At 67.0% G+C, this 20,400-nt stretch carries 16 protein-coding genes, 1 tRNA gene and 1 pseudogene; 16 read left to right on the top strand and 2 right to left on the bottom strand.

The window, feature by feature from the left end; translation table 11 throughout:
• Positions 1 to 378: pseudogene (gene tuf / locus IM632_RS00340) on the top strand (elongation factor Tu); the annotation flags it as partial.
• A gap of 92 nt (positions 379 to 470) precedes the next feature.
• Here the strand turns inward: tuf and IM632_RS00345 are convergent.
• Positions 471 to 1,355, bottom strand: coding sequence for a beta/gamma crystallin-related protein (locus IM632_RS00345; protein WP_296479833.1), 885 nt, complete (start codon positions 1,353 to 1,355; stop codon positions 471 to 473).
• Between the two features lie 187 nt (positions 1,356 to 1,542).
• Between IM632_RS00345 and IM632_RS00350 the strand changes: the two genes are divergently transcribed.
• From IM632_RS00350 to rplL, 8 genes are all read left to right on the top strand, one after another.
• Positions 1,543 to 1,618, top strand: a tRNA-Trp gene (locus tag IM632_RS00350).
• Between the two features lie 68 nt (positions 1,619 to 1,686).
• Entirely contained in the window at positions 1,687 to 1,995 is a 309-nt protein-coding gene (secE, locus tag IM632_RS00355; protein WP_293515151.1) for a preprotein translocase subunit SecE, read from the top strand.
• 7 nt (positions 1,996 to 2,002) lie between these two features.
• On the top strand, positions 2,003 to 2,566 hold the full coding sequence (nusG, locus tag IM632_RS00360) for a transcription termination/antitermination protein NusG (RefSeq protein WP_293515153.1): 564 nt from the start codon (positions 2,003 to 2,005) through the stop codon (positions 2,564 to 2,566).
• A 112-nt stretch (positions 2,567 to 2,678) separates the two neighbouring features.
• Positions 2,679 to 3,110, top strand: coding sequence for a 50S ribosomal protein L11 (gene rplK / locus IM632_RS00365; RefSeq protein ID WP_293515155.1), 432 nt, complete (start codon positions 2,679 to 2,681; stop codon positions 3,108 to 3,110).
• 3 nt (positions 3,111 to 3,113) lie between these two features.
• Complete coding sequence (rplA, locus tag IM632_RS00370; RefSeq protein ID WP_293515157.1) at positions 3,114 to 3,803, top strand: 50S ribosomal protein L1; 690 nt, start codon at positions 3,114 to 3,116, stop codon at positions 3,801 to 3,803.
• A 146-nt stretch (positions 3,804 to 3,949) separates the two neighbouring features.
• Positions 3,950 to 5,146 carry an acetyl-CoA C-acetyltransferase gene (locus tag IM632_RS00375; RefSeq protein ID WP_296479834.1) on the top strand — a complete coding sequence of 399 codons (1,197 nt, stop codon included), beginning with the start codon at positions 3,950 to 3,952 and terminating at the stop codon, positions 5,144 to 5,146.
• A 338-nt stretch (positions 5,147 to 5,484) separates the two neighbouring features.
• A complete protein-coding gene (gene rplJ / locus IM632_RS00380) occupies positions 5,485 to 6,000 on the top strand; it encodes a 50S ribosomal protein L10 (protein ID WP_296479835.1) in 516 nt (171 codons plus the stop codon).
• A 50-nt stretch (positions 6,001 to 6,050) separates the two neighbouring features.
• Positions 6,051 to 6,437 (top strand): 50S ribosomal protein L7/L12, encoded by a 387-nt coding sequence (gene rplL, locus IM632_RS00385; RefSeq protein WP_293515163.1) that lies wholly within the window; start codon positions 6,051 to 6,053, stop codon positions 6,435 to 6,437.
• A gap of 43 nt (positions 6,438 to 6,480) precedes the next feature.
• Here rplL and IM632_RS00390 read toward each other — a convergent pair whose 3' ends face one another.
• Positions 6,481 to 7,752, bottom strand: coding sequence for a serine hydrolase domain-containing protein (locus tag IM632_RS00390; protein WP_296479836.1), 1,272 nt, complete (start codon positions 7,750 to 7,752; stop codon positions 6,481 to 6,483).
• Positions 7,753 to 8,000: 248 nt separating this feature from the next.
• Here IM632_RS00390 and rpoB point away from each other — a divergent pair, with 248 nt between their 5' ends.
• The 7 genes from rpoB to IM632_RS00425 form a co-directional block, all read left to right on the top strand.
• Entirely contained in the window at positions 8,001 to 12,071 is a 4,071-nt protein-coding gene (gene rpoB, locus IM632_RS00395) for a DNA-directed RNA polymerase subunit beta (protein ID WP_296498890.1), read from the top strand.
• An 89-nt stretch (positions 12,072 to 12,160) separates the two neighbouring features.
• Positions 12,161 to 16,354, top strand: a complete 4,194-nt coding sequence (gene rpoC / locus IM632_RS00400) for a DNA-directed RNA polymerase subunit beta' (protein ID WP_296484768.1) — start codon at positions 12,161 to 12,163, stop codon at positions 16,352 to 16,354.
• A gap of 130 nt (positions 16,355 to 16,484) precedes the next feature.
• A complete protein-coding gene (locus IM632_RS00405; RefSeq protein WP_296484765.1) occupies positions 16,485 to 16,817 on the top strand; it encodes a zf-TFIIB domain-containing protein in 333 nt (110 codons plus the stop codon).
• Positions 16,818 to 17,081: 264 nt separating this feature from the next.
• Positions 17,082 to 17,453, top strand: coding sequence for a 30S ribosomal protein S12 (rpsL, locus tag IM632_RS00410; protein WP_056018026.1), 372 nt, complete (start codon positions 17,082 to 17,084; stop codon positions 17,451 to 17,453).
• A gap of 12 nt (positions 17,454 to 17,465) precedes the next feature.
• A complete protein-coding gene (gene rpsG, locus IM632_RS00415) occupies positions 17,466 to 17,939 on the top strand; it encodes a 30S ribosomal protein S7 (protein ID WP_110449814.1) in 474 nt (157 codons plus the stop codon).
• 99 nt (positions 17,940 to 18,038) lie between these two features.
• The gene (gene fusA / locus IM632_RS00420) at positions 18,039 to 20,117 is read left to right on the top strand and encodes an elongation factor G (RefSeq protein WP_296498888.1); all 2,079 of its coding nucleotides are present in this window, start codon (positions 18,039 to 18,041) and stop codon (positions 20,115 to 20,117) included.
• A 53-nt stretch (positions 20,118 to 20,170) separates the two neighbouring features.
• On the top strand, positions 20,171 to 20,400 hold a 230-nt coding region (locus IM632_RS00425), incomplete at its 3' end, for a GTP-binding protein (RefSeq protein WP_296534713.1).

The raw sequence follows: 20,400 nt of genomic DNA on the forward strand, positions 1-20,400 counted from the left end.
CAGGCGGGGGACAATGTGGGCGTTCTGCTGCGCGGCACGAAGCGCGAGGACGTGGAGCGCGGCCAGGTGCTGTGCAAGCCGGGCTCGATCACGCCGCACACGAAGTTCGTGGCGGAGGCCTACATCCTGACGAAGGAAGAGGGTGGCCGTCACACGCCGTTCTTCACGAACTATCGTCCTCAGTTCTACTTCCGGACGACGGACGTGACGGGGATCATCCGCCTGAAGGAAGGCGTTGAGATGATCATGCCGGGCGACAACGCCGAGCTGGACGTGGAGCTGATCACGCCGATCGCCATGGACCAGGGCCTTCGGTTCGCGATCCGCGAGGGCGGCCGGACGGTGGGCGCCGGGGTGGTCTCGAAGATCGTCGAGTAGATCCCTGCCCATCCCCCGGCCTCGCCGGGATACGACAGGGGCCGCGGAGACACCTCCGCGGCCCCTTCTTCTTGCGCGGGCTCGCGCCCGGCTCAGCGCACCTGGCGGACCGAGCTGATGGCTTCCGCCAACCCGAACCGGTGCAGGTCCGGCGCATCCCGATCAAAGACCTGGCAGCGTCCCCGGAAGTTGGCGTCTGCGCAGACCTCCCAGGCGCCGCCCCCGACGATCCGAAGGCTGTGGGCCTTGTCGTTGAACTGCCGGGGCAGGTTCGAGTACTCGCTGCGGGTTTCGAAGCCCGGACCGCTGAAATTGACGCTGGGATACATCAGCAGGGTCGAGGGCCGGTAGCCGCCGCCCCCGCTCCACGGCGGGGGAGAGGGCGGGTAGGGCGGATAGCCGCCCCCCGGACCATCGACCGGGCGCAGGGAGCTGACGGCGAATCCGAGGCCATAGCGCCGAAGGTCCGGGACATCGCGGTCCAGGACCTGGCAGTTACCCCGGAAGTTGGCGTCCGAGCAGACCTCCCATGCGGTGCGACCGGACAGACGCAGGCTGAGCGCCTTGTCGTTGAACTGCCGGGGCAGGTTCGAGTACTCGCGGGAGGTCTCGAAGGACTGGCCGCTGAAGTTCAGGCCCGAGTAAAGCATCGCCTGAGGCTGGCCGTAGGGCGGGCGTCCGCCCCCAGAACCACCGTTCCAGTCCCCGCCGGACCGGCACTCGAGGCGCCCGTCCATGTTGGTGAGGAAGCTGCAGTTCCCGATCCGACTGCTGGTGTTGTTCCAGCGCCCGTAGCGATCCCGACACTGGGCGGTGATCACGGCATTAGGGCCGTAGCCGGTTGTCGAGACATTCCGGCAACTGTCCCAGTAGTCTCCCGGGGGTGGCTGCGCGCCCCGTTCCTGGGAAATCGCGGCCCCGCCGGAAAGCCCGAGTATCAGTGTGGCGGTGGCGACAAGGCCTGGCAGGCGAAGCATGGCGTTTCTCCCTTTGCGGCGCGACGCCCTCCGCCCGCCGGGCGACATCCTTGATCGCGGCGGGGATGGACGCAAGACCGAGCGCCCCTTGCTCCGCGGTGGAGGCGCTGCTAAACGAGCCGGCTCCGGAGAACCGGGCCCGCAAGGTCCTTCCCCGGCGTGTCCGCGCCCCTCGGGGGCGGAGCACAGGAGTGTAGCTCAGCTGGTAGAGCATCGGTCTCCAAAACCGAGGGCCGGGGGTTCGAGTCCCTCCACTCCTGCCACGGGCTGACGATGCAGGGTTCGGGTTCCGGCGGTTCGGGACCGGGAAGAGAGAGTTTCAGGAACGGCCATGGCCAGGAACAAGGGCTCGAAGCCTCAGGCGATGAAGGAACGGGCGGCGCGCACCGCAGCCGCCGTGGCGCCGTCATCCGCCCTGGCGACAGGGGCCGCGCCCAAGAAGCGCGTCGGCCTGCTGCAGTTCCTTCGGGAGGTTCGCGCAGAGGGCCGGAAGATCACCTGGACCACGCCTCGGGAGACCTGGATCACTTCTGTCTTCGTGGGGATCATGGTGGTCGTCGCCGCCCTTTTCCTCCAGCTCGTGGATCTGATCCTGGGTTGGAGCCTCTCCTTCATTCTGAATTTCGCCAACGGGGGTTGAGCCTGCCATGAACGCCGAAGCGGCCGTCGCGGCCAATCCGCGCCACAAGTGGTACATCGTCCACGCCTACTCGAACTTCGAGAAGAAGGTGGCTGAGGCGATCCGTGAGCAGGCTCGCAACCAGGGGCTCGAGGACAAGTTCTCGGACATTCTGGTGCCCACCGAGGACGTGGTGGAGGTCCGTCGCGGCCGGAAGGTCAACGCCGAGCGCAAGTTCTTCCCCGGCTACGTCCTGGTGAAGATGGAGCTGACCGACGAGGCCTATCACCTCATCAAGAACACCCCCAAGGTCACCGGCTTCCTGGGCAGCCAGAACAAGCCGCAGCCCGTTTCCGAGCGCGAGGTCGCCCGGATCATCGGCGCCATCGAGGAGGGCGTGGAGCGGCCGAAGCCGACCATCACCTTCGAGATCGGCGAGACCGTCCGGGTCACGGATGGCCCCTTCGCCAGCTTCAACGGCTCGGTGGAGCAGGTCGACGAGGATCGCGCCCGCCTGCGCGTGACGGTGTCCATCTTCGGACGCGCCACGCCGGTCGAGCTCGAATACGGTCAGGTCGAGAAAGTCGCCTGACCGGCAACCGTTCCCGGGCATGGATTCGGGGACTTCAAATCCGTGGGAGGGGAGGCCAGTCTGACCCCGCACCACGGCTCAACAGACCGGACGTCCGGTCAAAGAGGAGAAGATGGCCAAGAAGATTCTGGGCTATATCAAGCTGCAGGTGCCCGCCGGCGCCGCCACGCCCTCGCCGCCCATCGGGCCGGCCCTGGGCCAGCGCGGGGTCAACATCATGGGCTTCTGCAAGGAGTTCAACGCCCGCACCGAGAAGGAAGTCCGCGGCACGCCCCTGCCGACCGTGATCACGGTCTACCAGGACAAGTCCTTCACCTTCATCACCAAGACGCCTCCGGCGACGCACTACATCAAGGAGGCCCTCGGCCTGAAGTCCGGCTCAAAGGCGCCCGGCCGTGATGTGGCCGGCAGCATCTCCCGCGCCCAGCTGCGGGATATCGCCGAGAAGAAGATGAAGGACCTCAACGCCATCGACCTCGAGGCCGCCTCACGCATCATCGAGGGCTCCGCCCGTTCGATGGGCCTCACCATTGTGGAGGGCTGACGCATGACCCGGCAAACCAAGCGCATCAAGGCCTGGACCGGCGACCGTCTGGCCGCCCACCCCGTGAGCGACGCCATCCGGCTCGTGAAGGAAAACGCCAAGGCCAAGTTCGACGAGTCGATCGAGATCGCCGTCAACCTGGGCGTCGACCCTCGCCACGCCGACCAGCAGGTCCGCGGCGTTGTCAACCTGCCCTCGGGCACCGGCCGCGACGTCCGCGTCGCCGTCATCGCCCGCGACGCCAAGGCCGACGAGGCCAAGGCCGCCGGCGCCGAAATCGTCGGCGCCGAGGAACTGGTCGAGCGGATCCAGGGCGGCTTCATGGAGTTCGACCGCGTGATCGCCACGCCGGACATGATGGCCCTCGTCGGCCGTCTGGGTAAGGTGCTGGGCCCCCGCGGCCTGATGCCGAACCCGCGCGTCGGCACGGTGACCCCGAACGTCGGCCAGGCCGTCAAGGACGCCAAGGGCGGCGCCATCGAGTTCCGTACCGAGAAGACCGGCATCATCCACGCCGGCATCGGCAAGGCCAGCTTCACCGACGAGCAGATCGCCGCCAACGTGCGCGCCCTGGTCGACGCCCTGAACAAGGCCAAGCCCTCGGGCGCCAAGGGCACCTACATCAAGAAGATCAGCCTCTCCTCGACCATGGGGCCTGGCTTCCGCATCGACACCGGCTCGGTCAGCGCCTGACGCTGTCCCCGGCCAGACGGGACTTCCGGAAGGGGGCGGGGCCGCAGGGCTCCGCCCCCTTTTGCCGTCTGCAGCGATCTGGCGCTTGACCCCTGCGCCGGGCCGGGGTTCCTGACGCTTCGAACCGTTCGCCGAGGGAGAGCCCCATGAGACGCGCCGCCATTGTCAGCCCGATCCGCACCGCCGTGGGCAAGTTCCAGGGCAGCCTCGTCAGCCTGACGGCCGGCGAACTGGGCGCGGTCATCCTCCGCGCCCTGATGGAACGCACCGGCGTCGATCCCGGCCGGGTGGACGACGTGATCTTCGCCCAGGGCTACGGCAACGGCGAGGCTCCCTGCATCGCCCGCTGGTCGGCCCTGGCCGCCGATTTTCCGATCTCGGTTCCCGGATATCAGCTGGACCGCCGGTGCGGCTCCGGCCTGCAGGCGGTGATCGACGCGGCCATGATGGTGCAGACCGGCGTCGCCGACGTCGTCATCGCCGGCGGTGTCGAGAGCATGAGCAATGTCGAGTACTACTCCCTCGACATGCGCAGCGGCGCCCGCGCGGGTTCGGTGACAATGCATGACCGCCTGGCCCGCGGCCGGGTGATGAGCCAGCCCATCGAGCGCTTCGGGGTGATCTCCGGCATGATCGAGACGGCGGACAACCTGGCCCGCGACTATCAGATCAGCCGTGAGGAATGCGACGCGTACGCGGCCATGAGCCACCAGCGCGCGGCCGCGGCCTGGGCCGCCGGTAAGTTCGACGACGAACTGGTGCCCGTGTCGGTCAAGCAGAAGAAGGGCGACCCGATCCTGTTCGCCAAGGACGAGGGCGTCCGGCCGGACGCGACGCCGGAGTCCCTGTCCCAGCTGCGGCCCATCGAGAAGGGCGGCGTGGTCACCGCCGGCAACGCCAGCCAGCAGAACGACGCCGCCGCCGCCTGCCTGGTGGTGGCCGAGGACAAGCTTGCCGAGCTGAACCTCGATCCCATGGGCTGGTTCGTCAGCTGGGCCGCCGCCGGCTGCGATCCGTCGCGCATGGGCATCGGCCCCGTACCCGCCGTGGAGCGCCTGTTCGCGCGCACCGGCATGTCCTGGGACGACATCGACCTGGTTGAGCTGAACGAGGCCTTCGCGCCCCAGGTCCTGGCGGTCCTGCGCGGCTGGGGCTGGGATGACCGCGACCGGCTGAACGTCAATGGCTCCGGGATCTCCCTCGGCCATCCGATCGGGGCCACCGGCGGCCGGATCCTCGCCAACCTTCTGCGCGAATTGGACCGCCGCAAGGGCCGGTACGGCCTGGAGACCATGTGCATCGGCGGCGGGCAGGGGATCGCGGCCATCTTCGAGCGGCCCTGAGGCCGTCACCGGCCTTGCCTTGCGGCGGCGCTTCGTGTAGCCACCGCGCCTTCTAGAGTTACGCCCCTCCTTCGGGAGGCGGCGGGTTCGGGGGTTCGCCCCCGATCCTGTCCAAGAACTGCGGGGTCCCGGGGTCGCCGGGTCCGTAATCGTCGGGGGAGCCCCTCCGGCATCGCGGGGAGACGGGAAGATGAGGATGACCGGCCGGCGGCTCGCCGCGGACCGGCCCCACGGCTTCTCACACGGACAGGTCGTCCCAAGGCTCCTCTTCGGGGCCGGCGGACGTGCGTACGGCTCCGGGAATGGTCCCGAAGCCGGTTCCGAGTATGGAGACCGCAATGGACCGCGCTCAAAAGCAGGTCGCCATCGAAACGCTCAAGGGCGATTTCGCAGGCGCCGGCGCCGTGGTCGTGACCCACAACCTGGGTCTGACCGTTGCGGAAATGACGGAACTTCGCGGACGCCTCCGCAAGGAAGGCGCCCACTTCAAGGTGGTCAAGAACACCCTGGCCCAGAAGGCCCTGGCCGGATCTCTCGGGGAGGCGGGCGACGCCCTCTTCACCGGTCCAGTCGCCATCGCCTTTGCGCCGGACCCGGTGACCGCCGCCAAGGTGGCCAGCCAGTTCGCGAAGGAAAACGACAAGCTCGCCATTCGCGGCGGGTTCATGGGCGAGACTGTCCTGGACGCCGCCGGCGTGGGGGCTCTGGCGACCCTGCCGTCGCTGGACCAGCTTCGCGGCAAGCTCATCGGCCTCCTGCAGGCGCCCGCGACCAAGGTCGCCGGCGTGCTCCAGGCTCCGGCCGGCCAGCTGGCCCGTGTCTTTGGCGCCTACGCCGCCAAGGACGCCGCCTGACCGTCACTTTCCGATTTCCCCTCATCCCCTGATCCCAAGGAAACCAAACCATGTCCAAGCTTGAAAAGCTGGTTGAAGACCTCTCCGCCCTGACCGTCCTGGAAGCCGCCGAGCTGTCCAAGCTTCTCGAAGAGAAGTGGGGCGTCTCCGCCGCCGCTCCGGTGGCCGTCGCCGCTGTGGCCGCCCCCGGCGGCGGGGCCCCGGCCGAGGCCGCCGAAGAGCAGACCGAGTTCACCGTCGTCCTGACCGCCGGCGGCGACAAGAAGATCAACGTGATCAAGGAAGTCCGCGGCGTCCGTCCGGACCTTGGCCTGAAGGAAGCCAAGGACCTGGTGGAAGGCGCGCCCCAGAACGTGGTCGAGAACGTCTCCAAGCAGCAGGCCGAAGAGGTCAAGAAGAAGCTCGAGGAAGCCGGCGCCACCGTCCAGATCAAGTAATCCGGACCGCGCGGTTTCGCGTCTCTTCAGGCGGGCCCGGGGATCACCCCGGGCCCGTTTTGCGTCCAAGGGCTGCAAGGCCGGCGGCGATCAGGTCTTCCTCCGGTGCGGTCAGGGCCGTCCGGCGACCCGGCGGGCGGTCGGACTCGGGCATGCCGTTCAGCGCCCAGACGAGGCTTTCCCCGGTCCGCCGGTTCCAGAACAGTCCCGTCATCCAGCCGTAGGCGTCACCCAGATGACCTCGCCAGTCCGCCGATCCAGGACCGAAGAAGGCGTCGCCGGCGGGGCCCCTCCGGCCCAGCAGGACCTGGACTCCCAGGCCGTAGGCCAGCATGACGCCGCCCTCGTTGTCGGCGCCTTCCGGGCCGATCCGCCAGGCGGGCGTTTCCATGGCCCGGAACGGTCCCGGGGACGCCAGGAAACGCCGGGCGAGACCGTCCATGTCGTCCAGGCTCAGGCGAAGTCCCCCCTGCGGGGAAAAGGCGAAGCCATTCTCGCCGGGGGCGATGCCGGCGTCGGTCAGGCCCGGGGTCTCCGGCGCCGCAAGGATGGCGGCGCGCGGCGCGGGCGGAGGGGCGGCGTCGACCTGCGGCGCCCAGCCTCCGCCCTGCTGGCGCAGTCCCGGGGCGGCCCTTAGGCGCGCCGCCTGCGACACGCCGCTCCAGTTGTAGCCGGCGTCCGCGCCGGCCGGCCCGAGCAGGCGGTCCCGCATCAGGTGGTCGAACCTCTGGCCTGTGACCCGCTCCGCCCACTGGGCCAGCACGGCGTAGTTCACGTCGGCATAGGAAAACCGCACCCCGGGCGCCAGTTCGGCGGGTCCGAACCAGCCGCCCTGGTCATAGTTCACGCCACCGGGGACGAGGGCCGCGGACAGGGGACGTCCCGCCGGGACCGGGTAGCTGGGCCCATTCCGCAGGCCGCTGGTGTGGGACAGGAGGTGACGCAGGCGGATGGGAGTCTCAGGCCAGCCGGGATGCCTTAAACGGAACCCAAGGCGATCCGAGACATCGGCGTCGAGGCCTCCGGGCAGGCTGGCCGCCAGGGGGGCGATCACCGAGGCCGCCGCCATCTTGGACACCGACGCCACCCGGAAGGGGCTGTCCGGCCGGAAGAGACGTCCCACCGGGGCCTCGCCGCGGGTCCAGACCCGGCGATGATCGGGCGAGGCGGCGATGAAGCCGCTGCAGGGACCGAAGTCCGGTGTCCTGGGAGGTGCGGCTCGGGCGGCGGGGGACGGGCTCATGGAGGCGGCGAGGGCGGAGAGGGTGAAGGTGCGGCGCGGGATGAGGCGCGGATCGCCGTCGGGTACTGTCATAAATCTCTTCCCTTCCCGGGCATAATCGCCTAACTCCCCCCATTCGCGATTCCACTGGCTCTGGCCAGCCGTTTCGTGCGCCTTTGTTCCGAGGCGCGGCCTGTCGCCCTTAGGCCGCGCGAGGGAACGCCCCCGGCGGGTAGGGGGCCTGCAGCGTCCGGCGCCCGGGAAACCGGGGGCCCAGGGTGGACGACAGGATGCACACTCCGCGCCCGGGGTCCGTCCCGCGCGCTGTTCAAGGGAATACAATGGCTCAGTCCTTCACCGGCAAGAAGCGGATCCGCAAGTCGTTCGGCCGCATTCCTGAAGCCGTGCAGATGCCGAACCTGATCGAGGTCCAGCGGTCGTCCTACGAGCAGTTCCTGCAGCGCGACGCGCGCTCGGGCCCACGCCGGGACGAGGGCATCGAGGCGGTCTTCAAGTCGGTTTTCCCGATCAAGGACTTCAACGAGCGCGCCGTGCTCGAATACGTCTCCTACGAGTTCGAGGAGCCGAAGTACGACGTCGAGGAGTGCGTCCAGCGCGATATGACTTTCGCCGCGCCGCTGAAGGTCAAGCTCCGCCTCATCGTCTTCGAGACCGATGAGGAAACCGGCGCCCGCTCCGTGAAGGACATCAAGGAGCAGGACGTCTACATGGGCGACATCCCGCTCATGACCGAGAAGGGCACCTTCATCGTCAATGGCACCCAGCGGGTGATCGTCTCGCAGATGCACCGCTCGCCCGGCGTCTTCTTCGACCACGACAAGGGCAAGACCCACGCCTCGGGCAAGCTGCTGTTCGCAGCCCGGGTGATCCCCTACCGCGGCTCCTGGCTCGACTTCGAGTTCGACGCCAAGGACGTGGTCTATGTTCGCATCGACCGCCGCCGGAAACTGCCCGCGACTACCTTCCTGATGGCCCTGGGAATGGATGGCGAGGAAATCCTCGGCACCTTCTACGACAGCGTGCCCTGCCAGAAGCGCGAAGGCGGCTGGACCACCCCCTACCGGCCCGAGCGCTGGCGCGGCGTCAAGCCGGCCTTCGCCCTGGTGAACGCCGACACGGGAGAGGAAATCGCTCCGGCCGGCCAAAAAATCTCCGCCCGGAACGCCAAGCGGTTCGCGGATGCGGGTCTGGCCACACTCCTGCTGCCGTCAGAGGCCCTGACGGGGCGCTACATGGCCCGCGACCTGGTGAACATGGAGACCGGCGAGATCTACGCCGAGGCCGGTGACGAGCTGGACCCGGGCGTCATCGCCGATCTCGAGGCCCAGGGCTTCACCAGCTTCGACCTCCTCGACGTCGACGAGGTCAACATGGGCGCTTATATCCGCAACACCCTGCGGATCGACAAGAACACCGCGCGCGAGGACGCCCTGTTCGACATCTACCGGGTGATGCGCCCCGGCGAGCCGCCGACGGTCGAGGCCGCCGAGGCCATGTTCAAGTCGCTGTTCTTCGACTCCGAGCGCTACGACCTGTCCTCGGTCGGCCGCGTGAAGATGAACATGCGCCTCGAGCTGGACTGCCCGGATGACGTCCGCGTCCTGCGCAAGGACGACATCCTGGCCGTGCTGAAGACCCTGGTGGGCCTGCGCGACGGCCGCGGCGAGATCGACGACATCGACAACCTCGGCAACCGCCGGGTCCGCTCGGTGGGCGAACTGCTCGAGAACCAGTACCGGGTCGGCCTGCTGCGCATGGAGCGGGCGATCAAGGAGCGCATGAGCTCGGTCGACATCGACACGGTCATGCCCCACGACCTGATCAACGCCAAGCCGGCGGCCGCGGCGGTGCGCGAGTTCTTCGGCTCGTCCCAGCTGTCCCAGTTCATGGACCAGACTAACCCGCTGTCCGAGATCACCCACAAGCGCCGCCTGTCGGCCCTTGGCCCGGGCGGCCTGACCCGCGAGCGCGCCGGCTTCGAGGTGCGCGACGTGCACCCGACGCACTACGGCCGGATCTGCCCCATCGAGACGCCGGAAGGCCCGAACATCGGCCTGATCAACTCCCTGGCCACCCACGCCGTGGTCAACAAGTACGGCTTCATCGAAAGCCCCTATCGCCGGATCAAGGACGGCCGGATCACCGACGAAGTGGTCTACATGTCGGCCATGGAAGAGGCGAAGCACGTCATCGCCCAGGCCAACATCAAGCTCGACGGCGGCGAGATCGCGGAGGACCTGGTCCCCGGCCGGATCAATGGCGAGCCTTCCCTGCTGCCGAAGGCCGACGTGGACCTGATGGATGTCTCGCCCAAGCAGGTCGTCTCGGTCGCCGCCTCGCTGATCCCCTTCCTTGAGAACGACGACGCCAACCGCGCCCTGATGGGCTCGAACATGCAGAAGCAGGCCGTGCCGCTCATCCAGTCGGATGCGCCCCTGGTCGGCACTGGTATGGAGAGCGTCGTGGCGGTGGACTCCGGCGCGGTGGTCGTCGCCCGCCGCACCGGCGTGGTGGAGCAGATCGACGGCACCCGGATCGTCATCCGGGCCACCGAGGAGAGCGATCCCTCCAAGTCGGGCGTCGACATCTACCGCCTGCAGAAGTTCCAGCGCTCGAACACCTCGACCTGCATCAACCAGCGTCCGCTGGTGCAGGTGGGCGACCGGGTCGCGGCCGGCGACGTCATCGCTGACGGCCCGTCGACGGAGCTGGGCGAACTGGCCCTGGGCCGGAACGTTCTCGTCGCCTTCATGCCCTGGAACGGTTACAACTTCGAGGACTCCATCCTGATCTCCGAGCGCATCGTCCGCGATGACGTCTTCACCTCGATCCACATCGAGGAGTTCGAGGTCATGGCCCGCGACACCAAGTTGGGCCCTGAGGAAATCACCCGCGACATCCCGAACGTCGGCGAGGAGGCCCTGCGCAACCTCGACGAGGCCGGCATCGTGGCCATCGGCGCCGAGGTCCTGCCCGGTGACATCCTGGTCGGTAAGGTCACGCCGAAGGGCGAGAGCCCGATGACCCCCGAGGAAAAGCTTCTCCGGGCCATCTTCGGCGAGAAGGCCTCCGACGTCCGCGACACCTCCCTGCGGCTGCCTCCCGGCGTCGCCGGCACGGTGGTCGAGGTGCGGGTGTTCAATCGCCACGGCGTGGACAAGGACGAGCGCGCCCAGGCCATCGAGCGCGACGAGATCGAGCGCCTCGGCAAGGACCGGGACGACGAGTTCGCCATTCTGAACCGAAACATGACCTCCCGCCTGCGCACCCTGCTGACCGGCAAGGTGGCGATCTCGGGCCCCAAGGGCGTGGGTCGCGGCGAGATCACGCCCGAAAAGCTGGCGGAAGTGGCCCCCGGCCTCTGGTGGCAGATCGCCCTCGAGGACGAGAAGGCCATGGGCGAGCTGGAGGCCATGCGCCGGCAGTTCGACGAGGCCCGCAAGCGCCTCGACCGCCGCTTCGACGACAAGGTCGAGAAGCTCCAGCGTGGTGACGAGCTGCCCCCCGGCGTGATGAAGATGGTCAAGGTCTTCGTCGCCGTGAAGCGCAAGCTCCAGCCCGGCGACAAGATGGCCGGCCGCCACGGCAACAAGGGGGTCATCTCCAAGATCCTTCCCATTGAGGACATGCCCTACCTGGAAGATGGCCGGAACGTGGACATCGTTCTGAACCCGCTGGGCGTGCCCAGCCGGATGAATGTCGGTCAGATCTTCGAGACCCATCTGGGCTGGGCTGCGGCCGGGCTTGGCCGGCAGATCGCCGAGGTCCTCGAGGCCTGGCGGAACGGCGGCCAGCGGCAGGCCCTGATCGACCACCTGCGGGGGGTCTACGGCCCCGACCAGGAGCTGCCGGACACTGACGAGGAGCTGGTCGAACTGGCCCGTAACCTGTCGAAGGGCGTGCCCTTCGCCACGCCGGTGTTCGACGGCGCCCACATCGAGGACATCGAGAACCTGCTGGAGCAGGCGGGCCTCGCCCGCTCGGGCCAGTCGATCCTCTACGACGGCCAGACCGGCGAGCAGTTCAAGCGGCCGGTCACGGTGGGCTACATCTACATGCTGAAGCTGCACCACCTGGTCGACGACAAGATCCACGCCCGGTCCATCGGCCCCTACTCCCTGGTCACCCAGCAGCCGCTGGGCGGCAAGGCCCAGTTCGGCGGACAGCGCTTCGGGGAGATGGAGGTCTGGGCCCTGGAGGCCTACGGCGCCGCCTACACCCTGCAGGAAATGCTGACGGTGAAGTCGGACGACGTGGCCGGACGGACGAAGGTCTACGAGTCCATCGTCCGCGGCGACGACACCTTCGAGGCCGGCATCCCCGAAAGCTTCAACGTGCTGGTCAAGGAGATGCGCTCCCTCGGCCTCAACGTCGAGCTTGAGAACACCTGAGGCGAAGCCGCCTGCCGCCCAATCGCGGGGGGAGGGGCCGTCAGTCCCTCCCGATCCGCTTCCGGAATCTCTGACGAACTGGAAGACCCATGAACCAGGAAGTCCTGAACATCTTCAACCCGGTCCAGGCCGCCCCGACCTTCGACCGCATCCGCATCGCCCTCGCCAGCCCGGAGAAGATCCGGTCCTGGTCCTTCGGCGAGATCAAGAAGCCCGAGACCATCAACTACCGGACCTTCAAGCCGGAGCGCGACGGTCTGTTCTGCGCCCGCATCTTCGGTCCGACGAAGGACTACGAGTGCCTTTGCGGCAAGTACAAGCGGATGAAGTACAAGGGCATCATCTGCGAGAAGTGCGGCGTCGAGGTCACCCTGGCCCGCGTCCGGCGCGAGCGCATGGGTCACATCGAGCTGGCCAGCCCGGTCGCGCATATCTGGTTCCTGAAGTCCCTGCCCAGCCGCATCGCCATGATGCTGGACATGGCCCTCAAGGATATCGAGCGGGTCCTCTATTTCGAGTACTACATCGTCACCGAGCCGGGCCTGACGGCCCTGAAGATGCACCAGCTGCTCTCCGAGGACGACTACCTGCGCTACCAGGAGGAGTTCGGCGATGACAGCTTCACGGCCGAGATCGGGGCCGAGGCCATCCAGGGCCTGCTGAAGGCCATCGACCTGCCGAAGGAAGCCGACAAGCTGCGTGAGGACCTCCTCACCACCACCTCCGAGATGAAGCTGAAGAAGACGTCCAAGCGTCTCAAGCTCATCGAGAGCTTCATCGAGAGCAAGAACCGGCCCGAGTGGATGATCCTGTCGGTCATTCCGGTGATCCCGCCGGAACTGCGCCCCCTGGTGCCCCTGGACGGCGGCCGCTTCGCCACCTCCGACCTGAACGACCTCTACCGGCGGGTGATCAACCGGAACAACCGCCTGAAGCGCCTGATGGAGCTGCGGGCCCCGGACATCATCATCCGCAACGAAAAGCGGATGCTGCAGGAGGCCGTCGACGCCCTGTTCGACAACGGCCGCCGCGGCCGGGTGATCACCGGCGCGAACAAGCGTCCGCTGAAGTCCCTCGCTGACATGCTGAAGGGCAAGCAGGGCCGGTTCCGCCAGAACCTGCTCGGCAAGCGCGTGGACTATTCCGGACGCTCGGTGATCGTGGTTGGCCCTGAGCTGAAGCTGCATGAGTGCGGCCTGCCCAAGAAAATGGCCCTCGAGCTGTTCAAGCCGTTCATCTATGCGCGGTTGGACGCCAAGGGCCTGTCCGGCACGGTCAAGCAATCCAAGCGCATGGTGGAGCGCGAACAGCCGGCGGTCTGGGATATCCTGGACGAGGTGATCCGCGAGCATCCGGTGCTGCTGAACCGGGCGCCGACTCTCCACCGCCTGGGTATTCAGGCCTTCGAGCCCAAGCTGATCGAGGGCAAGGCCATCCAGCTGCACCCGCTGGTCTGCGCCGCCTTCAACGCCGACTTCGACGGCGACCAGATGGCCGTCCACGTCCCGCTGAGCCTCGAGGCCCAGCTGGAGGCGCGGGTGCTCATGATGTCGACCAACAACATCCTGTCCCCGGCCAACGGACGCCCGATCATCGTGCCGTCGCAGGACATTGTCCTGGGCCTCTACTACCTGTCCCTCGCCAAGGACGGCGAGCCGGGCGAAGGCAAGCTGTTCGCGGATCTGGGTGAGATCGACGCGGCCCTCGACGCCGGCGTGGTGACCCTGCACACCAAGATCAAGGCCCGCCACGTCGAGATGGACGCCGACGGCAATCTCGTCCGCAAGGTGATCGATACGACGCCGGGGCGGATGAAGATCGTCGCCCTCTTCCCGCAGCATCCGGCCGTGGGGCACCGCCTTCTTGAGAAGAACCTGACCAAGAAGGAAATCGGGAACCTGATCGAGACGGTCTACCGGCACTGCGGTCAGAAGGCGACGGTGATCTTCGCCGACCAGATGATGGGCCTGGGCTTCCGAGAGGCGGCCAAGGCCGGAATCTCCTTCGGCAAAGACGACATCATCATCCCGCAGCGGAAGAAGCCGATCGTCGAGGAGACCCGCAAGCTGGTCGAGGAGTACGAGCAGCAGTACGCGGACGGCCTCATCACCAAGGGCGAGAAGTACAACAAGGTCGTCGACGCCTGGGCCAAGGCCACGGACCGGGTCGCCGACGAGATGATGGCCGAGATTTCGACCGCCGAGAAGGACAAGACGGGCCGGGAAGGGGAGATCAACTCCATCTTCATGATGGCGAACTCCGGCGCCCGGGGCTCGCAGGCCCAGATGAAGCAGCTCGGCGGCATGCGCGGCCTGATGGCCAAGCCCTCCGGCGAGATCATCGAGACGCCGATCATTTCGAACTTCAAGGAAGGCCTGACCGTCCAGGAGTACTTCAACTCCACCCACGGCGCCCGGAAGGGCCTGGCCGACACGGCGCTCAAGACGGCGAACTCGGGTTACCTGACCCGCCGTCTGGTCGACGTCGCCCAGGACTGCATCATCAACGAGGAAGACTGCGGCACCAGCCGGGGCATCACCCTGCGCGCCGTGGTCGAGGGCGGCGACGTTCTGGTCTCGCTGGGGGCCCGGATCCTGGGTCGTCACTCGGCCGAGGACGTCCGCCATCCGGACACCGGCGAGGTGATCGTGCCGGCCGACGCCTATTTCGACGAGGACATGATCGAGGTCGTGGAGGCGGCGGGCGTCCAGTCCGTGCGCGTGCGCTCGGTCCTGACCTGCGAGGCCAAGCTCGGCGTCTGCGCCGCCTGCTACGGCCGCGACCTGGCCCGCGGAACTCCGGTGAACATCGGCGAGGCGGTCGGCGTCATCGCCGCCCAGTCCATCGGCGAGCCCGGCACCCAGCTGACCATGCGGACCTTCCACATCGGCGGCACCGCCCAGGTGGCCGAGCAGTCCTTCTTCGAGGCGGGCAACGCCGGCGTGGTCCGCCTGACCGGCGGCGCGACGGTTGTCGCCCCTGACGGCGCCCTGATCTGCATGAGCCGCAACCTCGTGCTCAGCGTCCAGGTCGACGGCAAGGACCGCGAGACCTACAAGCCGCCCTACGGCGCGCGCCTGAAGTTCAAGGACGGAGAAAAGGTCAAGCGCGGCGAGCGCCTGGCGGAGTGGGACCCCTACTCGACGCCGATCATCACCGAGGTCGGCGGCCGCGTCCGCTTCGAGGACCTGGTCGAAAACGTCTCCTTCCGCGAGGAAGCCGACGAGGCCACGGGCATCTCAAACCGCGTCGTGGTCGACTGGCGGGCGTCCGCCAAGGGCGGCGACCTGCGTCCGGCCATGGCCGTGCTTGACGAGACCGGCGCCTATCGCCGCCTCGCCAACGGGACCGAGGCCCGCTATCTCCTGCCGGTGGGCGCCATCCTCTCGATGGGCGATGGCGACGAGATCCGTCCTGGCGAGGTCCTGGCCCGCATGTCCACCGAGAGCGCGAAGACCCGGGACATCACCGGCGGTCTGCCCCGGGTGGCCGAACTGTTCGAGGCCCGCCGGCCGAAGGATTGCGCGGTCATCGCGGAGATGGACGGCCGGGTCGAGTTCGGTCGCGACTACAAGAACAAGCGCCGGATCAAGATCACCCCGGAGGACGGCGGCGAGGCGGTCGAGTTCCTGATTCCCAAGGGCAAGCACATCGCGGTCCATGACGGCGACGTCATCCGCAAGGGCGAGTACCTGATCGACGGGAACCCGGATCCGCACGACATCCTGCGCATCCAGGGCATCGAAGCCCTGGCCGAGTTCCTGGTCGATGAGATCCAGGAGGTCTACCGACTGCAGGGCGTGCCGATCAACGACAAGCACATTGAGACCATCGTCCGTCAGATGCTGCAGAAGGGCGAGATCCTCGAACCCGGCGACACCGGCCTTCTGAAGGGCGACCACCTCGACATGGCGGACATCCTCGAGGAGAACGCCAAGGCCGAGGCGCGCGGCGGTCGCCCCGCCGTGACCCAGCCGGTCCTGCTCGGGATCACCAAGGCGTCGCTCCAGACCCGCAGCTTCATCAGCGCAGCTTCGTTCCAGGAGACCACCCGCGTCCTCACCGAGGCTTCCGTCCAGGGCAAGACCGACACCCTGGAGGGGCTGAAGGAGAACGTGATCGTCGGCCGGCTCATCCCGGCGGGCACGGGTTCGTTCCTGCGCGGCCTTCAGCGGGTCGCCGCCCGCCGCGACGCGGCGCTCAGCGCCAGCCGCGAAGAGGCCATGGAGCCCTTGCCCGAGGTGATCGCGGTCGAGGCGGAGGAGGAGGGCCTGGGGCTCTAGACCCCGGCCGAACCTCCGCAGGCTTTCCGAAAGGGGGCGGTTCCGCGTGTCGGGGCCGCCCCCTTCTCGTATCGAAGGTTGTGATCCGTCTGGCGGCCCCTACATGTGAGAGGCTGAACCGGAGCCTTCCATGCCCTTGCTGCTATGCCCGAACTGCAATGACTCGATGCAGACCGTCGCCAGGTCTGGCGTCGAACTTGACATGTGCCCGAGTTGCCGCGGGATCTGGATGGACCGGGGTGAACTCGAAAAGGTTCTTGGCGCCGTGAAGTCGGAGTCGGAGGACCAGGTCCGGGCCCGTCAGGCCCTGGAGCGCGAGGCCGATTCGTTCCGCCGCGATCCTCAGGAGTGGGTGCGTCGCCACCCCTACGACGAGGGCCGTCGCAGCTACAAATGGGACGATGACGACTACTACTCGAAGAAAAAGAAGAAGCGCTTCGACATCTTCGACATCTTCGATTGACGATACGCCTCCAAAGCGCCCGCTGGCGTTGACGGCGGCGGGCCTTGCGAGTATGAACCGCGCTCTTTCGAGGCCGGGGGAAGTCCCTCCGGTCACCGATGAACGGCCGCTGTTCCCTCGAACCTCGGCGGACCCGTCGGAGCGGTCAAGGCCGCGCCGGCGAGTTTTTGCGTTCGGAGGTCCCGGCCGCGGAAGCGAGACGACAACTGGAACCCCCATGAGGCGCCCCGGCCCAACGGCACACGCCTCCAGAGCAGAGAATAGATGCCCACAGTCAACCAGCTCATCCGCAAGCCGAGGCAAGACAAGCCTTCGCGGAACAAGGTCCCGGCCCTCAAGGGGTGCCCCCAGCGTCGCGGCGTCTGCACGCGCGTCTACACCACGACCCCGAAGAAGCCGAACTCCGCCCTCCGGAAGGTCGCCAAGGTCCGCCTGACCACGGGCATTGAGGCGGTGTGCTACATCCCCGGCGAAGGCCACAACCTGCAGGAGCACTCGGTTGTGCTCATCCGCGGCGGCCGGGTGAAGGACCTTCCGGGCGTCCGTTATCACATCCTGCGCGGCGTTCTCGACACCCAGGGGGTCAAGGACCGCAAGCAGCGCCGTTCGCTCTATGGCGCCAAGCGTCCGAAGTAAGGAGACGAGTCCATGTCCCGCCGCCGTCGCGCCGAGAAACGTGAAGTCCTGCCGGATCCCAAGTTCGGTGATCTCACCGTCACGAAATTCATGAACTACGTCATGTACGAGGGGAAGAAGGCCGTCGCCGAGAACATCCTCTATGGCGCCTTCGATATCCTTGAGGCCAAGCGCAAGGACCAGGGCCCCCTGGAAACCTTCCACGCCGCCCTCGACAACGTCGCCCCCGGCATCGAGGTCCGCTCCCGCCGGGTCGGCGGCGCGACCTATCAGGTGCCGGTGGAGGTCCGTCCGGATCGCCGCAAGGCCCTCGCCATCCGCTGGCTCGTGACCGCCGCCCGCAAGCGCGGCGAGAACACCATGACGGAAAAGCTCGCTGGCGAACTTCTCGACGCCGCCTCCAACCGGGGCACCGCCGTGAAGAAGCGCGAAGACACCCACAAGATGGCGGAAGCCAACCGGGCCTTCTCGCACTACCGCTGGTAAGGCCCGCAGACCCCTGAGTTCACCGGCGCGGGTGGTTCCCCAAAGACCGCCCGCGCCGTTCTTGCAAGACACCGACGCCCCTCAAACCGAGCGCCCGCGATGCCCCGCACCCACAAGATCGAAGATTACCGTAACTTCGGAATCATGGCCCACATCGATGCGGGCAAGACGACGACGACCGAGCGGATCCTCTTCTACACCGGCAAGAGCCACAAGATCGGCGAGGTCCATGACGGCGCCGCCACCATGGACTGGATGGAGCAGGAGCAGGAGCGCGGCATCACCATCACGTCGGCCGCGACCACCGCTTTCTGGGCCGGCTGTCGCTTGAACATCATCGACACCCCCGGGCACGTGGACTTCACCATCGAGGTGGAGCGCTCGCTGCGCGTGCTGGACGGCGCCGTGGCGGTGCTGGACGGCAATCAGGGCGTTGAGCCTCAAACCGAGACGGTCTGGCGCCAGGCCGACCGCTACAACGTCCCGCGGATTGTGTTCGTCAACAAGATGGACAAGATCGGCGCCGACTTCGACATGTGCCTGAGGACCATCCGAGAGCGCCTTGGCGTGAAGGCGGTCCCGATCCAGCTGCCGATCGGCTCCGAAGCCAGCCTCCGCGGCGTGGTGGACCTGGTCCGGATGAAGGCTGTGGTTTGGGAGTCCGAGGGCCTTGGCGCCAAGTATCACGACGAGGACATCCCGGCCGACATGCTCGCCAAGGCCGAGGAAGCCCGCAACTACATGATCGAGAACGCCGTCGAAATGGACGACGAGGCCATGGAGGCCTATCTCGGCGGGGAGGAGCCTTCGGAAGAGGTGATCAAGAAGTGCATCCGAAAGGCTGTGCTGTCCGGCGCCTTCTATCCGATCCTTGCGGGTTCGGCCTTCAAGAACAAGGGCGTACAACCCCTGCTTGACGCTGTGGTCGACTACCTGCCCTCGCCGGTGGACATTCCCCCTACCCAGGGCCTGGATTTCAAGACCGAAGAGCCCGTCGAGCGCAAGGCGTCCGATGACGAACCCCTCTCCGTCCTGGCCTTCAAGATCATGGATGACCCCTTCGTGGGTTCGCTGACCTTCTGCCGCATCTATTCGGGCAAGCTGGAGTCCGGCATGGGCCTCCTGAACTCGACGCGCGACAAGCGCGAGCGGGTCGGCCGCATGCTGCTTATGCACTCGAACAACCGTGAGGACATCAAGGAAGCCTACGCCGGCGACATCGTCGCTCTGGCCGGCCTGAAGGACACCCGGACCGGGGACACCCTGTGTGATCCGGTGAAGTCACCTGTGATCCTGGAGAAGATGACCTTCCCAGAGCCGGTCATCGAGATCGCGATCGAGCCGAAGTCCAAGGCTGACCAGGAGAAGCTGGGCGTCGCCCTGGCCAAGATGGTTGCCGAGGACCCGTCCTTCACCGTCTTCACCGACCAGGAGTCCGGTCAGACGATCATGAAGGGCATGGGCGAGCTACACCTCGACATCAAGGTCGACATCCTGAAGCGGACCTACAAGGTCGAGGCCAATATCGGCGCACCCCAGGTGGCCTATCGTGAGAGCCTCGGCCGCGCAGCGGACATTGACTACACCCACAAGAAGCAGACCGGTGGCACGGGCCAGTTCGCCCGGGTCAAGATCAAGTTTGAGCCCGGCGAGCCCGGTTCGGGCTTTGTCTTCGAGAACACCGTCGTCGGCGGCTCGGTGCCGAAGGAGTACATCCCCGGCGTCCAGAAGGGGATCGAGTCGGCCAAGGAAAACGGCCTCCTCGCCGGCTTCCCGGTCATTGACTTCAAGGCGACCCTTTATGACGGCGGCTTCCACGACGTGGACTCGTCCGTCCTGGCCTTCGAAATCGCCTCCCGTGCGGCCTTCCGCGAACTCCGCGAAAAGGGGGGTCCGCGCCTGCTCGAACCCGTCATGAAGGTCGAGGTCCTGACGCCCGACGAGTACATGGGCGACGTGATCGGCGACCTGAACAGCCGCCGCGGCCAGATTCAGGGCACCGAGACCCGCGGCAACGCCCAGGTGGTCACGGCCTTTGTCCCGCTCGCCAACATGTTCGGCTACATCAATGCGCTTCGCTCATTCTCGCAGGGCCGCGCAAACTTCACGATGCAGTACGACCATTACGAGACGGTGCCGCAAGCGGTGGCCGATGAAGTGATCAAGAAGTACGCCTAACCCAGAACCCACCCCAATACAGAGGACAGGCCCGGAGAGGGCTGGAGCTTGAAATGGCCAAAGAGAAATTCGAACGCACGAAGCCGCATTGCAACATCGGCACGATTGGTCACGTTGACCATGGCAAGACGACGCTGACGGCGGCGATCACGATGACGCTTGCCAAGTCGGGCGGCGCGACGGCGAAGAAGTATGACGAGATTGACGCGGCGCCTGAGGAGAAGGCGCGCGGGATCACGATCAACACGGCGCATGTCGAGTATGAGACGCAGAACCGTCACTA

Origin of the sequence: Phenylobacterium sp., from assembly GCF_020402505.1 — a bacterium.
Lineage (GTDB): Bacteria > Pseudomonadota > Alphaproteobacteria > Caulobacterales > Caulobacteraceae > Phenylobacterium.

Coding starts and splice junctions, on each gene's coding strand:
- IM632_RS00345 (WP_296479833.1), bottom strand. CDS start 1,355: ATGCTTCGCCTGCCAGGCCTTGTCGCCACCGCCACACTGATACTCGGG.
- secE (WP_293515151.1), top strand. CDS start 1,687: ATGGCCAGGAACAAGGGCTCGAAGCCTCAGGCGATGAAGGAACGGGCG.
- nusG (WP_293515153.1), top strand. CDS start 2,003: ATGAACGCCGAAGCGGCCGTCGCGGCCAATCCGCGCCACAAGTGGTAC.
- rplK (WP_293515155.1), top strand. CDS start 2,679: ATGGCCAAGAAGATTCTGGGCTATATCAAGCTGCAGGTGCCCGCCGGC.
- rplA (WP_293515157.1), top strand. CDS start 3,114: ATGACCCGGCAAACCAAGCGCATCAAGGCCTGGACCGGCGACCGTCTG.
- IM632_RS00375 (WP_296479834.1), top strand. CDS start 3,950: ATGAGACGCGCCGCCATTGTCAGCCCGATCCGCACCGCCGTGGGCAAG.
- rplJ (WP_296479835.1), top strand. CDS start 5,485: ATGGACCGCGCTCAAAAGCAGGTCGCCATCGAAACGCTCAAGGGCGAT.
- rplL (WP_293515163.1), top strand. CDS start 6,051: ATGTCCAAGCTTGAAAAGCTGGTTGAAGACCTCTCCGCCCTGACCGTC.
- IM632_RS00390 (WP_296479836.1), bottom strand. CDS start 7,752: ATGACAGTACCCGACGGCGATCCGCGCCTCATCCCGCGCCGCACCTTC.
- rpoB (WP_296498890.1), top strand. CDS start 8,001: ATGGCTCAGTCCTTCACCGGCAAGAAGCGGATCCGCAAGTCGTTCGGC.
- rpoC (WP_296484768.1), top strand. CDS start 12,161: ATGAACCAGGAAGTCCTGAACATCTTCAACCCGGTCCAGGCCGCCCCG.
- IM632_RS00405 (WP_296484765.1), top strand. CDS start 16,485: ATGCCCTTGCTGCTATGCCCGAACTGCAATGACTCGATGCAGACCGTC.
- rpsL (WP_056018026.1), top strand. CDS start 17,082: ATGCCCACAGTCAACCAGCTCATCCGCAAGCCGAGGCAAGACAAGCCT.
- rpsG (WP_110449814.1), top strand. CDS start 17,466: ATGTCCCGCCGCCGTCGCGCCGAGAAACGTGAAGTCCTGCCGGATCCC.
- fusA (WP_296498888.1), top strand. CDS start 18,039: ATGCCCCGCACCCACAAGATCGAAGATTACCGTAACTTCGGAATCATG.